The organism is Ruminiclostridium papyrosolvens C7 (genome assembly GCF_000421965.1).
Lineage (GTDB): Bacteria > Bacillota > Clostridia > Acetivibrionales > DSM-1351 > Ruminiclostridium > Ruminiclostridium papyrosolvens_A.
On the sequence record NZ_ATAY01000026.1, the window covers coordinates 35569 to 50949 of the forward strand.

Consider the following 15381-nt stretch of genomic DNA (forward strand, 5'->3'; position numbering starts at 1 on the left):
TCGGGAGGAGAAATAATATGAGTAATTTAAAAAAGTACATTTTGGAGCAGGTCGGAAGCAAAAAATTGTCGCAAGATGATGCTTTTAAAATGTTAAAAGAACTCCAGGAGAGCAATTATGCGAAGGATGAAATAGCTATAATCGGTATGGCTTGCAAGCTTCCGGAGGCAGAAAATCCACAGGAATTCTGGAATAACCTTATAAGTGAGTATAGGTGTTTTATTCCAATGCCTTCTGAGAGGCACGATTTTTACGACCCTTTTAGGAATCCTCATTACGCTGAATTTTTAGGAATGAAAGCTATACCAAGACAAACAGAAACAGAGGATACCAGTCTTGTTTCTGTAATTACTGATATTGATAAGTTCGATGCTGCCTTTTTTGGGATTCCCCCCAGAGAGGCAAAATATATTCACCCGGGACAAAGAATATTTCTGCAAACTGCATGGTCTGCTATTGAAGATGCCGGTTATGGTGTAGATAATATACAGGGCAGTAATACGGGTGTGTTTGTTGGTGAAGATCGTAATAATACACTTTTATACAAATACATAACCGAGCCTGACCAGATGCATCTGACCGGGTCATGGGAAGGAATAATGGCAAGCCGAATAAATTACATATTTAACCTCAGGGGACCATCAATGGTTTTGGATACGGCATGTTCTTCGGGTTTAGTTGCTATTCATGAGGCAAGTAATGCCTTAAAGAACCATGATTGTGAAATGGCAATTGCCGGGGGTATTTCGTTGGGTGGAGGAACAACAGGGACCGGGCCTGACGATGAGGATGCCACAGAAGATGCATTGGCTGCAGTTGCATCTGATGACGTTGTCAGGGCCTTTGATAAAAAGTGCTCAGGAACTGTTTTCGGAGAAGGGTGTATAGCAATTGTGCTAAAACTCTTAAAAAATGCTATAAAAGACGGAGATAATATATATGGTGTAATAAAGGGAAGTGCTCTGAATAATGATGGGGCATCCAACGGTATTACAGCACCAAATCCGGTTGCTCAGGAAGATGTAATAAAAGAGGCATGGAGCAATGCAAACATTAATCCTGAGACCGTTCAATATGTTGAGGCTCACGGAACAGGTACTATATTGGGAGATCCTATAGAGGTAAAAGGTCTTACTAATGCTTTTCAAAAGTTTACCAATAAAAAACAATTCTGTGGTCTGGGTTCATTAAAGACTAATATGGGACATATGGTCGGAGCGTCAGGATGTGCCGGTGTAATGAAAGTGGTCCTAGGCTTACAGAACAATGTCATCCCGGCGAGCATGTATTTTGAGGAGCCAAACCCACATATTAATTTTGTTGACTCACCTATGTTTGTTGTAGATAAACCTCTACCTTGGGAGAAAAGGGATTTGCCGAGAAGGGCAGGGGTCAGTTCCTTTGGATTCAGCGGAACAAATGGCCATGCAATTATTGAAGAAGCTCCTGTATTGGAAGAAAGAAATGATATAAAGGACGGGAAGCTTAATGTTATTACTCTTTCAGCAAAAAGCGAAACGGCCATTAACAACCTTGTTAAACGATATCAAAAATTCTTGTGTGACAAGGTAGAGCTTGATATTAAAGATGCCTGCTATACAGCGAATACAGGTAGAGGGCATTATGAATACAGGATTATAATGTTGATTGATGATTTGAACTCATTAAAAGAAAAAATCAATCTTTTAGCAGAACGAGGAATAGCTACCTACCCTGAAGAAAACATCTTCTTCGGTCAGCATAAAATTGTATCGGATAAAAGACAATCTTTGCAGGATAATGAAATCAAAGAAGCAGGACTGCGTACATTAAATACTGAGGTTGAGCAGATGATGCCGGAGTTGTTCGAAGCTGATAAAGATTGCTATAACAGTATGCTTCAAAAAATGTGTTCATATTATGTAAAGGGCGCCAGTATTGACTGGAAAAAGCTGCATTCAGATAGAAAGAACCGCAGAGTAAGTCTGCCTACATATCCTTTTGACAAAACACATTATTGGGCAGATGTAAAGAAATCAAAAATTATAGGCAGTGTTCAAGCGGAAAACAGTACAAAAATACACTACCTTATTGACGAACTTGTTATCTCATCAATGAACGAGGATATATACCGTGCAAAACTGTCTCCTGAAACCCATTGGGTATTGAAAGAACATGTTATCCTTGGAAACAGCACTGTTCCTGGAACCGCATACATAGAGATTGCCAGGGCTATCGGAGAGATATATTTTAATACGGATGAGCTGGAAATCAACAATTTCATTTTTCTGACTCCACTTGTAGTACCAAATGATACACAAGTAGAACCTCAGATTATAGTTTCCAAAAATAATGAACAAATTCAGATTACAGTCGCCAGCATGATCAAGGATGAGAAAAGCGGTGTTGAAAGATGGGTTACACATGCAAAAGGCGATATAACACAGCATAAAAAGAGTACAGCGGAAATCCTTGACTTTACGGGGGTTATAAGCTCCGAAGAGGCACAGGAATCACCTACAAACCTTCCGGCTCTTAATGCACAAGGTTTGATGGGCCTTGGAGACAGATGGGACAATGTAGTCAAAACATACAGGCAAAATAATGTGGCAGTGAGTGAAATAAAATTATCTGACAAATATGCAGAGGATTTAAAGGAATTCAAATACCATACCAGTGTACTGGATATGGCGGTTAACAGGCCTGTTCAGGAATTTACTACGGGAATGTATCTGCCTTATTACTATAAGAAGTTCACTATGTATGCACCGCTTCCAGCACATGTATTCAGTAAGGCTATCCTTCTGGATAAGAACACCCATAATGACGAAACAAAAACATATGATGTTGTTATATCTGATACAAACGGTAAAATTGTAGCGGAAATAGAAGGCTATGTTGTTAAAAAGGTAAACGCTTTCAATGATTACGTCGCAAACTCCTTCTATGGAATAGATTGGGTTGAAACCGACAGTGACATTAAATTGAGGGATACCGGGAAACAAGTGCTATTATTTAAAGGCAATAGTGAATTATCCGAAAAGGTTGAATCCAAGCTTAGAGATAGTGCACAAAACCTTGTTACCGTTGAGTTTGGCAATGAGTTCAAGAAAGTAAATGCAAACCAGTATACTATTGGAGAGCAGGAAGATGATTACGATATGCTTATGAAAGAATTATCTTCTACTGGCATTACTGACATAATTCATATGGGAACTGTAGATTTTGACATTTCGGACAGTAAAATTGAAGATTACCAAAAAGCTCAGAACAACAGTATCTATAGTCTGCTATTCACTTCAAGAACTATGCTTAAAAACAAAATAAGCGGAGAGATAAATTTTGTTTTAGTTACTGACAATGCTCAGGAGGTTAACGGCAGTGAAAAGACGGTTAAACCTCTGAATGCAGCATTTATAGCACTGGCAAAAACAATTGTCATGGAATATCCGAATATCAAGATCAGAAGTATAGATATTGACGAAAACACTGATTTTGAATTGGTTTACAAGGAAATCCATAACGCCGAGTATCGCCTGAGAACTGCCTACAGGAATAACACAAGATACAGAGAGTGCCTTGTAAGGCAGGAGGTAAGCAACTCGGAGGAATCAATAACCGGAATTAAAATCAAGAATCAGGGAGCATATTTAATTACCGGAGGAACAGGTGGTCTTGGCTTGGAAGTTGCCAGATACCTGGCAATGAAAAATAAAACAAATATTTGTCTTGTATCAAGAAAAGAGCTTCCTTCCAGAGATACTTGGAGTAATATATTGCTGGAAGCTTCAGATAAAAAATTATGCAAGATAATAAGCAAAATACAAGAGATAGAAGAACAGGGATCTGTTGTTTCAACATATAGCTCCGACATAAGTGATAAATGTCAAATGGAGGCAGTTTCCAACGACATAATAAAGAAATTCGGGAAAATAAACGGTATATTCCATTGTGCAGGTATTGCAGGTGATGGCTTCTTGTTCAATAAAAAAGCAGAAGTATTCGCTAATGTCCTGAATCCAAAAATAGATGGAACAAAGGTTTTAGAGTGTATAACCGAAAATCAGGATTTGGATTTCCTTATCTTATTCTCCTCTATGACCACGTTTTTCAGTGCACCCGGACAAGGTGACTATACAGTAGCAAATGGATATCTTGACGCATATGCCCAATACAGAAACAAAATGGGTAAAAGAACCTTTGCTATTAACTGGCCTGGTTGGAGCGAAACTGGTATGGCAGTTGATTACAATATAGCGAATGCAGTTACATTGTTTAAATCAATTCCTACCAACAGGGCACTTTCAGCATTGGATACTATAATAAGCACAGGCATTACAAATGTAATCCCCGGAGAAATTGATTACGATATACTGATGTCTTTGGTGGATGCTATGCCAATGCTGTTATCCGAAGAGTTTACCAAGGCATTATCCAGAAGGAAGAAAAATAGTGAGGCCAAGACTGGTAAGGCAGCTTCTTATGAATCTTTGCAATCAAGAGAAATAGTTATACTTGGAAAGCCGGCCGATGAGCTCACTGAGTCTGAAACCAAACTGGCACAAATATATGCAGCTGTACTGGAACTTAACGAAATTGATATTTATGACAGCTTCAATGCCATGGGCGGTGACTCCATTATCGCAACGGAAGTATTCAAAATATTAAACCACTATTATCAAGGATTATTAGAGGTTTCGGATATGTTTGTTTATCCGACAGTTGCTGAGATGGCTGAATACGTTGACAGCAAGCTTCTTAGCAGCGGACCTTCAGCATTGGAGGAGAATGAGAAAGTGGATGATATGCTGGAGAAATTCGAAGAGGGAGAAATTGAAGTAGAAGAAATGATTCAATTCTTTGAATCAGAGGATGATTAATAATCATACCAGATAATGAGATCAGGAAGGAAAACCTATGGAAAAACTAGGAGTTATTTTCCCGGGAACGGCATCTTTTTACACCGGCATGGGAAAAGAATTGTATATAAATTATCCCATCGCAATGGAAACATACAGGGAAATAGAGTCACTTACCGGATATAATTTGACCGACAGGCTCTTTGACAGTTACTGCTGTGCAGAGTTTACCACAGAGGAAAAGAAACTGTCTGTTTTAGCGGCTGAGATCATAGGTTTCAAGTTATGGCAGGAGAAATATAGAATTAGCCCCGAATGTTTTGTTACAGAGGGTTTGGGGATTGTTCCGGCACTGGTATGTGCCGGGGCAATCACTATAAATGAGGCTATATGTATTATTCATGATACATGTAATGTGGAAAAAACCATATTCAAGATTCCGGAATACCCAATACTTTCAGAAGCCAACGGGTATACGGAGTTTGAAAAGGAAGATATCCCATGCTTTGTTAAAAAGACTTTGGATGTTGAAAGTCTGAATATTAAAGAGTGTACGACCGCCTTAATAAATCGGCAAATAGACTGTTTATTGGAAATAGGACCTGATAACCGTTTGTTTAAGGAATTCAGCGCTATGTCCCAGAAGTTCATTTGCGGTTACTTTGATACAATGAAGGATAGAAATTACATAATTGAGAATATCAGCTTTAAGAAGTTTTTCAATATGAAGTATTTTATTATGAGACTTCTTGGAATTGCAGCGTCAACACGGAATTTCAGTACTGACTATTCAAACTATGAGTCGGAAGTAGTAAAAAATTACGGAAAACTTAAGGAATTATGTGACGGGGTTGAGAAAAGCGGATTGGAGATATCCGGGAATCATGTCTGTGAAGCTGTAAAGTTGTTAGATAGTATTCTAATGTACAAGAAGGTACCATCGGAAGAAATAGCTGAACGTTACAGTATGCTTACTGAAGAAACGCTGATTTGTATTAATAATTATATTGATATGGATTAATAAATCAGGAGAATATCATGATTGACGAGAAGAAATTAAGCAAGTACATATTAAATGAATTGAAAAACGGAAATATAACAAAGGGAACGGCTATAGAACTGGTAAAGCAGATAAACTATACCGACCCTCAGGACAACGAAGTAGCTGTAGTTGGTATTGGCTGTAGATTCCGGGAGGCTGATGATTACGAGTCATTCTGGGAGTTACTGATAAATAAGAGGACTGCGGTGGACAGATGTGCTAAAAAAAGGGTATATGCAATGGAAAAGATCCTGCCTGAAGGGATTTTGGATAATGTTACAACCCATAGCAAGGGGTCCTATATCAATAACCTGTTCGATTTTGATTATCAACTATTTGATCTTACCTTTGAAAATGCCACGATAATGGCACCCAGCCAAAGGATTATGCTGGAGGCTGCTTATAGAACTCTTGAAGATGCAGGCTATCTGGGTGAAAGATTAAAAGAAAATATGACAGGAGTTTATATTGGCAATAATTTCACATCGGAATTATTGATTTCACATGCTTCCATAGTCGCGCAGGTTGGAGTTGGGGGATTTGAATCCATTATGTATAATTGGTCCAGCGGTTTGGCCACAAGGATATCAAAGCATTTCGATTTGAAAGGCCCTTCCTATGTTGTTGATTTAAGTTGTGCTTCCTCGACAGTTGCCATATTTAACGCGTATAAGGCAATATTGGACAAGCAATGTGACTCAGCAATTGCAGGTGGGATAAATATAATTCTGAAACCCAATATCCGTATACCCCGAACCGATGATAAGATTTTTGAACACGAAAATGATGTTATTCAAAGAGATTATGATGATAATCCGGGTGGTGTGTACCATGGTGAAGCGGCTGCGGCACTTTTTTTAAAACCGTTAAAAAAGGCAATACAGGACGGAGACCGCATTCATGCTGTATTTAAAGGTGGAAGCTTCAACAATAACGGAACAGATTGTGATTTTAACGGCAGTAGCGTTGCTGCCATTAAAGAAGTTTTACTCAGTGCGGTTAAAAAGACAGGTATCAATATTGAAGATGTTGGCTGCTTTGACGGGGAAGGCTCCTCCGACAGACATGAGGAAATGATCCAGACCACCGGGTTGAGTGAGGGAATTAAAATGCTTACCCATAAGAGGCAATACTGTGCCATAGGAAGTGTACCGCCAAATATGGGATATATACAGGCTGCAATGGGAGCTTTTTGTGCAATTAAGGGAATTTTGTCCCTAAAACATAATAAAATTCCGCCTGTATACCACTTTATAAAGCCAACTTCCTTGCTGAATTTTGCAAGTACTCCCTTTTATGTAAATGATATTGCCGTCCAATGGGAAAAACAGCCTGATACTAATCGATGTACAGGTATTTATTCATTTGGATACGGTGGCAACAACCTTGTGACCTTTTTTCAGGAAGCACCGGAACCTGAAATATTTGAAGAATCCGGTGAAGACGAATTATTTATTTTAACGGCTAAATCAGTCTACTCCTTCAATAAAAATATTGATTCGTATATTAAGTTTTTAAAAAGAGAAGAAAAGAACCGTATTATTGATATTTGTTACACTGCGAGTGTGGGTAGAGCTATTTATCAAAATTACAGGCTGGCTGTTATTGTAAATAGTTGTGAAGATTTATATTTAAAACTAAAGGCCTTCAGAGAAGGAAAGCTTCTTGATAAAGTTTATTACCAATGTAATGAACAAGTTGATTCAAAGTCAACGAGACCGGATATCAGATTTGAATCTTTACTGCAGGATAGAGATTTGGATAATGTGGCCAAGGAATTTTGCAAGGGAAGAAATATGAGTTTCAGTAAGATGTATGAAACAAAAAAAGTTAGGATATGTACATTGCCAAATTACACTTTTGATAGGAAAAGATGCTGCATATTTGACGAATATAAGAAAAAATAAATCTAAGAAGTTTCAGTTAAGTCTGAATATGAGAAAGTACCCTTATAATAGTTTTGTTGACATATATTTCATATAATAATATAATATGATATATATTACTGTGTCACACACAATAGTATACAGTACAAAATGTTTTGTTATTAGAATGAAATATCTTTAAGCACCTAAAGGGTGTTAATTAAAGGGAAAGAGGGGGTAATTTGGACGCGAAACTTATTAGTGAAATGAATAGGGGCTATTTGCAGCTGATAGTTTTGGAATGCCTTTGTGAACCCATTCATGGATATGGGCTCATCAAAAAGTTAAGAGACATTGGGTATGATTCGGTAGAAGCAAATACTTTATATCCATTACTATGCCGGTTCGAGAAAAACGGCTGGGCAAGCAGCGAATGGACACTTAACGATGGTCAGCCGCAGAAAAAGTACACTATTACTGCTGAAGGGATAAGTGTAAGAACTCAGTTAAATGAAATCTGGAAAAAGCAATGTGATATCATGATGAAAGTAAAGGGGAGAATGTATGACGAATAATTTGAAGACATATTTGAATGAAATCAGTCAATATCTTTACACAAATAATTCAAAGGACAAAGAAGATATTCTGAAAGAGATTGAGGCGTATATTCTTGAAGAAACTAAAAATACCTACCAGAAAGTAACGGAAGAAGGAATCCTAAGAGTTACCAAAGATTTCGGATCTCCCAGAGAGGTAGCAAAAAGGTATATGCATGAGCTCCAAGAGAACACAATCCCCAGGAAAAGATTTTTTATGATGCTTCTGAGTATAGTATTTGCAATTCACTCAAGCATTTATATGTTTTTAATGATTTATAATATTGATAGTTTGGCTTTTGACAATTCATATTCTGACAATGTGAAGCTCCTTTTACAAATCTTAAGTGTATTTGTTGTTTTATTTATGGACGCTGTTATATTGCTACCTATTACAGCGTATTTATTTAAAAAGAAACGTGATTTTAAATTTTTCAAATTTATTAGTGACAATGATGAAAATACCAGCTTATCAGATATTAGTTTTTTTCGTCCTAAACAAAGAAAAGACAATATAATTCTAATGTTTGTAAGCATAGTTGTTTTTGCTGTAGAGTTATTGGTTTATGCAAAATACAAAACTCTGTTCGTTATTTCATCTTTAAAGGATCATAACGTAATTCTTGCGGACAATGTAATATGCAAGGCCGTTTCTATAGCAATCATAGTTGTAACGGCAATTCATTTCGTTAACTATCTGTATAAAGCATTATCAGGTAAAATCTCCGGGGAACTTTTATTGACAACTATAAGATTAGTTTTGTTATGGGCTGCTATAAACGTCATAACATTTTACCGGAATGAAGTTCCTGAATTTCAGGATGCTTTGAAAGGGATGAATTATCTTAATATAGTTATGGTAATAGTGGTTGTTTTGTTTTTGTACAGCTGTATTCGGAATTGTGTCATATCAAATATAAAATATAAGTTAAAATAAAAAGTTTGGAGGGGTATACAGTGGTTTTAAAAGTTGAAAACATGGTTAAGAGTTTTAATAAATTAGTTGCAGTAAATGGTGTAAGCTTACAGGTTAAAGAAGGGGATATCTTAGGATTACTTGGCCCGAATGGTGCAGGTAAGTCAACATTTATCAATGCGATTCTTGGACTTACAAAAGTAGATGAAGGAACCATAGAGATTTTTGGGAATAAAATTTCCAGAGCTGCAAAAAAGAAAATTGGCTTTGTGCCTCAGGAGATTGCTATATGTTACGAGCTAAATGCATATGACAATGTTGCCTTCTTTGGAAAACTATATGGTTTAAGGGGAGCCGCATTGAAGGAAGCAGTTAAAAAATCAATGGAGTTCACCGGCCTTTGGGACAGAAGAAAGGAAAATCCCAAAAAATACTCGGGGGGTATGCAAAGACGTCTTAATATTGCATGTGCCATTGTCCATGAACCTGAACTTTTGATAATGGATGAACCGACAGTAGGTGTTGACCCACAATCAAGAAATAACATCTTGGAAACAATAAAAAAACTCAATGAGAACGGGACAACAGTTATTTATACTTCCCACTACATGGAAGAAATTGAGGAAATATGCACGAAAGTAGCAATTATTGATTTAGGAAAGCTTATTGCCGAAGGAACAAGCGATAGTATTAAAAATAGTATTCTGACTGAGAGATTAACAAAATTTGAAGTTGAGGACGATAACGGCAAATGTGAGAATATCATAAAGGACATTGAAGGTGTAATAAGCTGCAGTGTCAATGAAAACGGCAATGCTCTTCTGGTAAAGTCAAAGAAAAACATCGATAATCTTCCTATTATGATTGAAAGACTTGTAAAAGGCGGAGTAAAAATCATATCTGTAAATATTGAGCAACCAACACTGGAGGCTGCATTTCTGTCTTTAACAGGTAAAACACTAAGAGATTAAGTGATTGGAGGATAGCAATGAATACATTATATATTGCTTATTATACAATAAAAAGAATCATGCTGGATAAAAGGACCAATATTATGAAAATATTGATTCCGATTGTCGCTATAGTAATATTGGGTATGGCATTAAAAGGCTCTTTTGAGCTATCCAGCATGGATATTATTAAAGTAGGGTACCTGAATCTTGACAATGGAAAACAGGGAGAGACCCTTGTAAAAATCTTAAAAGAGGATAAATCCATTAAAGAATTGATAAGTCTTGTTCAGGTTGATTCTGTTGATAAAGCTGAAAAAATGATTTCTGATAATAAAATTTCATCGCTCATATTTATTGATAAAGATTATACAAAGCAAATAGAAAGCGGTGAGAAATCAAGTGTTACAATATACTCCAGCAAATATTCAGACTACAAACTGACAGTTGTACAGAACATTATGGATTCGTATGTCAATATTGTTAACACAAATATAGCAGTTGCCATGGTAACGGGCAAACCTGCAGAATATGATTCTTCTTCCAGTATCAAGGAAATACCTATTTCCATCAACGGTAACAGGCCAAAGGCTATTGACTATTACGCAGTTACGATACTTGTGCTGTCGCTGTTGTCCGGTGCGGCATTTGGATGTGAGTTGGTGGGAGAAGATTACATAGGAGTAATGGGCAAGAGGATTAAAAGTACTCCGGTTAGTCCGGTTCAACAATATGCAGGAAAGATGATAGGGGCATGCCTTTCGAACTTTGTGCAGGGTCTTGTCATGGTCTTATTTACAAAGTTTGTTCTTAAGGCCAATTGGGGAAGCAATATATTCATAATATTGGCTTTCACACTACTTGTGGCAGTATTTGCTACAGCAATAGGTGCTATGTTATGCATAATATTCAATGATGTAAACCGTGCTGGGGCTTTATCAAGTCTCCTTGTTCCCATATTTACATTCATTGCAGGAGGGTATGTAAAAATTGATTTTGGACCTATTAAATACCTTTCACCAAATCAATGGGCACATACAGCATTTTTTAATACCATTTACAATGGGGATCAGCATCTGGTAGTAACCAATGTTCTTGCGTTACTTATAGCTACCGTTGTTATTTCGACTGTTTCTATTATATTGGCAAGGAGGAGAACAAATTGACAGTATTATTTAGTAATATAAGACGTATTTTCAAAAAGAAATTGAACTTTCTTTTTATGTTGGTTATACCGGTGCTTTTAACTGTTGTAGTTGTGGTTGGCTCAACAGGTAACGCGGTTTACAAAGTGACTTTGGTAGATAATGACAATACAAAACTGACCCAGTTATTTTCAGATTTCTTGAAGGATAAAAGTGAAAATATTAAGCTGGTGGACTACAAAGAAGATGAAATTAAAAATGCAGTAATAAATTCAAAAATTGATTGTGGAATTGTAATAAATAAAGACTTTACAAAAAATATTCTAAGTGGAAAAGATGATAATGTAGATTTTTATATGCTTGAAGGAACTAACGCAAATGAACCTATAAAGCTGTCAATAAGCAGTTTCTTCAGTTCGGCTAAGACAATAAGCAAATCTGCAAATCAAGATGAAAACCTATTCTATCAATCTATGGATAAATATCTCAATGGGTCGTTGAAACTAGACAACAAGAAATTTGACGGTGAAGCAGAAAACAGTCAGCGAAAGACATTATCAATAGGATTCTTTGCAATGGGCCTGATGCTGCTTATGATGTCAGCTACAACATTGATAATGAAGGATAAGGAATATAAAACCTTTACAAGAATTATGACAACCCCAGTTTCTCTTAGAAGCTATTTTCTCCAGAATATCATCAGCTTTACACTTGTAGCCTTTATCCAGATAGTAGTTGTACTTTACATATTGTGGAAGGGGTATCACATCGATTTTGGAGGAGTATTCCTGCAGTTAGTGCTATTATCCTTGCTGTTTGCACTTACTTGCGTTTCAATAGGAATAATAATCTCAAGGTATGCAAAAAAGTCATCACATGTAAATGCAATGGTTGCTTTATTAACTATGCCTATGCTGATGCTGGGAGGTTGCTTATGGCCGTTTGATTTCATGCCCGATTCATTACAGAGGATAGGACAATTATTACCGACCAGGTGGTATATGCTGGCTGCGACAAAAATATTCGAAGGAAAGAGCATTGCGGATTGTGCTATCCAGATAGCATTAATGCTTGCCTTTGCCCTTGTACTGTTTGTATTGACCTTCTTCCGCAAGGTTGACATGGCGAAGTCCTAATTCACAGACTAAATGATGGGCCCGAAAGTATTGTATTAGTAGAGGAGCGTTATATGAAAAAGGTAATGTTTATAAATCTATATGATTTTTCAAGCTTGAAACGTATACAGACTCCGTTGGGATTATTGTCTTTATACTTTATTTTAAAGAACAAAACAGATTACGATGTAGAGATATGTGATTTTAATGATGTTTACTATGACGGTATTCTGAGGGATGATGGTTTCCAGAAGAATATTGATTGTATGGTTGATTATATTATCGGAAAGAAGCCCGATATAATAAGTGTTTACACAATGTGTAACAACTATCACATAGCTCTGTTTCTGTGCAAGGCAATCAGAAAAAAGAATCCCAATATTATAACACTACTTGCGGGCCCTCATGCAACTATGGTTGCTGAAGAGACACTAAGCGGATTTGATTCTATCGATTATATTGGTTTGGGTGAAGGTGAGGAAACGATTGTCCCTATACTAAATGGGATTTTAAATAATAATGTTGAGGGAATTGTCGGTTTGGCGTACAGAGATGTTGAAGGCAAAATTATAGCCAATTGGAACAGGACTGAAATCGCAGATATTGAAAGCCTGGAAGTAATTGATTTTACTAAGGTGGGGGTTGAAGCTGATAAAATCAGGGAACTTGGGTCTGTTGATATTGAAGGCGGAAGAGGGTGTCCTTTCAGATGTGCTTTCTGTTCAACGCAAAAATTCTGGGGAAACCATTTCAGGGTCAAAAGTATTCCGAAAATAATTTCTGAAGTAGAGTTTTATATGGAGAAACTTCAGATCAGGGATTTCAATTTCCAACATGATTTATTTACTTTTAATAAGAAATATATTCTTGAGTTTTGTGATGAAATAATTAAAAGAAAAATGAATATAACTTGGAAGTGCAGTGCAAGAATTGACACGGTAGACCGTGAAATGCTCCTTAAAATGTCTGAGTCCGGGTGTGTAGGAATATTTTTCGGAGTTGAGACCGGGTCAAAAACAGTTCAAAGGGCTGTAAACAAAAACTTAAAGCTTGAAAAGGTGGATCAGGTTTTAAAAGGGTTGATAGAAAGTAATATAACAGCCGTATTTTCTTTTATTTACGGATTTCCAACTGAGCTGGGAGAAGACCTGAATGATACTCTTACAATGATACACCAAATTAAGAAAGATAATATTACCCGAAATTTTAAGGGAACATTTTTGATTGAATTATGGCCCCTGGCATTCCTACCGGGTACAAGCATGGGGCACAACTATTATGATGATCTAAAGTTCAATGAATTCCGGGGAATGGATTTCAATAATAGTGACTATACCAGATGTTCTGAAGTTAACGATCTTGTAAAAGAAAATAAAAAAATATTCCTTAATTTTTATAGCATTGAAAAAAACAGTACGGTGGAGTTTAAATTTTTAAATGTTTTTATAATGTATTTGTTTAATTTCTGCTATTCATTTATTTATGAAGCAATGGATTTAATTATAGAATATTATAATAATAATATTCTGGAAATGTATCTGGATTTCTTTAAATACAACAGGGACGAAGTAATAAGCTTTTTTCAAAATAAAACTATCGGGGGAATACTCCCTAAATATGACGAGTTGGGTGAATTTTTCAGCATATTGGATAGTTTTGTAGGGAAGAGCCCGGTATGTAAAAGTGCTAGTGAGAAATATCCTGATACCATGAAAACGATTAAATCATATGCATCAATGTTTCAAGGTAAATCAAACAAAAATAGTCAGAGCCCGGGCAATGTACAAGCCTCCTTGTATAAAGCATTGGAGAGAAGATATCCCAAATTACTGTTGCCGGTAGAGAAGGGTATGTCCGCAACTGAATTATACCGAGATGTTGTGAGCAGGGGAAAGGTATACAGAAATAGCGATAATCTGTTTAAAACCTCGGATAAAGATTTTATGATGCATTTGGATACAAGATCTGAACAAATAGAACTTATATATATGCATAACCGTGCTGACTATGAAAGATTTATTCAAGTAATGGCATATCGTTGTGAGCCTGTACATATACCTGACAAATCAAATGTTTTTGTACTTAATGAAGTTACAAACTGGGAGAAGATAAGAGAGTACAAAAAGGAATATGTTCGGCTGGGGGGAAATGAGTGGGAAAAAGAGCTGGATGCTTTCATGAGTAATAGAAAAAATTACACGGAAACAGTTATTGTATGTGGTCAAAAGTCAGGTGAGGCATCCAGTTATCCGGAGCATAGACCGGATTCAATAGAAAATATTCAATTCAATGCAAAAATCAGACTGTTTCAGCAGCTTTCATCTTACCTATCTTCAAAAAACAATTTGAAAAGCAGCGATAAATTGACCAATCGACTTGTAAATGACTGTGTTGCACTGATATTAACTACAGGTCAGTATGATAAGGATATCGCTATGGCAATGGTAAATATAAAGAATGGAAAATGCTTTGATACAGCCAAGCTCCAGAAATATATTACCGAGGGTGAAAATATAGAGGGGTTAGTTTGCAAAGCTGTCAAGTTGACTTCGCACTTGGAGGATATATTCAATAGCTACAGCGGAGATTTGGGTGACGCAGAAAGTTTAATGGAACACATTTATTTGAATGTGCTCACAACATTGTAGGCGAACTTCGCTTGCCAGTACGGTAATGAAAGATTGGGAACAATTGAAAATGGTTCTATATTGTAAATGGTAGCAGATGCAGGAGATTCTTAAATTAGATTAATTGTACAAAAGGAGTTTGGAAGAAATAATGGAAGAAAACAAACGTTATGAAGACAAGATTCCTATGGTCAATTATTGCGGTAAAGATAAATTTGCAAAAAATAATTTACCTTGTGATGATATCATAATTCCCAAATTTGGAGATAAGGAATATTACGCTATTT

At 36.5% G+C, this 15381-nt stretch carries 9 protein-coding genes; all 9 read left to right on the plus strand.

The features are described from left to right. Window positions 1–17: 17 nt before the first annotated feature. The 9 genes from L323_RS29175 (at window position 18) to L323_RS29215 (ending at window position 15115) form a co-directional block, all read left to right on the plus strand. Window positions 18–4859 carry an SDR family oxidoreductase gene (locus L323_RS29175; RefSeq protein WP_020815188.1) on the plus strand — a complete coding sequence of 1614 codons (4842 nt, stop codon included), beginning with the start codon at window positions 18–20 and terminating at the stop codon, window positions 4857–4859. A gap of 37 nt (window positions 4860–4896) precedes the next feature. After that, window positions 4897–5859: a hypothetical protein gene (locus L323_RS29180; RefSeq protein ID WP_020815189.1), complete on the plus strand. Its 963-nt coding sequence runs from the start codon at window positions 4897–4899 to the stop codon at window positions 5857–5859. 17 nt (window positions 5860–5876) lie between these two features. Further along, window positions 5877–7787, plus strand: coding sequence for a beta-ketoacyl synthase N-terminal-like domain-containing protein (locus tag L323_RS29185; protein WP_020815190.1), 1911 nt, complete (start codon window positions 5877–5879; stop codon window positions 7785–7787). 200 nt (window positions 7788–7987) lie between these two features. After that, a complete protein-coding gene (locus L323_RS29190; RefSeq protein ID WP_020815191.1) occupies window positions 7988–8320 on the plus strand; it encodes a PadR family transcriptional regulator in 333 nt (110 codons plus the stop codon). Next, a complete protein-coding gene (locus L323_RS29195) occupies window positions 8310–9278 on the plus strand; it encodes an HAAS signaling domain-containing protein (protein ID WP_020815192.1) in 969 nt (322 codons plus the stop codon). Before L323_RS29190 ends, L323_RS29195 begins: the two co-directional genes overlap by 11 nt. Window positions 9279–9298: 20 nt before the next feature. Next, on the plus strand, window positions 9299–10228 hold the full coding sequence (locus tag L323_RS29200; RefSeq protein WP_020815193.1) for an ABC transporter ATP-binding protein: 930 nt from the start codon (window positions 9299–9301) through the stop codon (window positions 10226–10228). Window positions 10229–10245: 17 nt separating this feature from the next. After that, window positions 10246–11373: an ABC transporter permease gene (locus L323_RS29205; RefSeq protein ID WP_020815194.1), complete on the plus strand. Its 1128-nt coding sequence runs from the start codon at window positions 10246–10248 to the stop codon at window positions 11371–11373. After that, window positions 11370–12488: an ABC transporter permease gene (locus tag L323_RS29210; RefSeq protein ID WP_020815195.1), complete on the plus strand. Its 1119-nt coding sequence runs from the start codon at window positions 11370–11372 to the stop codon at window positions 12486–12488. Before L323_RS29205 ends, L323_RS29210 begins: the two co-directional genes overlap by 4 nt. 53 nt (window positions 12489–12541) lie before the next feature. Continuing rightward, window positions 12542–15115 (plus strand): B12-binding domain-containing radical SAM protein, encoded by a 2574-nt coding sequence (locus L323_RS29215; RefSeq protein ID WP_020815196.1) that lies wholly within the window; start codon window positions 12542–12544, stop codon window positions 15113–15115. Window positions 15116–15381: the final 266 nt, after the last annotated feature.

Excerpts from the sequence above, each read along its gene's own strand:
- L323_RS29185 (WP_020815190.1), top strand. The coding sequence starts at position 5,877 with ATGATTGACGAGAAGAAATTAAGCAAGTACATATTAAATGAATTGAAA.
- L323_RS29180 (WP_020815189.1), top strand. The coding sequence starts at position 4,897 with ATGGAAAAACTAGGAGTTATTTTCCCGGGAACGGCATCTTTTTACACC.
- L323_RS29215 (WP_020815196.1), top strand. The coding sequence starts at position 12,542 with ATGAAAAAGGTAATGTTTATAAATCTATATGATTTTTCAAGCTTGAAA.
- L323_RS29205 (WP_020815194.1), top strand. The coding sequence starts at position 10,246 with ATGAATACATTATATATTGCTTATTATACAATAAAAAGAATCATGCTG.
- L323_RS29175 (WP_020815188.1), top strand. The coding sequence starts at position 18 with ATGAGTAATTTAAAAAAGTACATTTTGGAGCAGGTCGGAAGCAAAAAA.
- L323_RS29195 (WP_020815192.1), top strand. The coding sequence starts at position 8,310 with ATGACGAATAATTTGAAGACATATTTGAATGAAATCAGTCAATATCTT.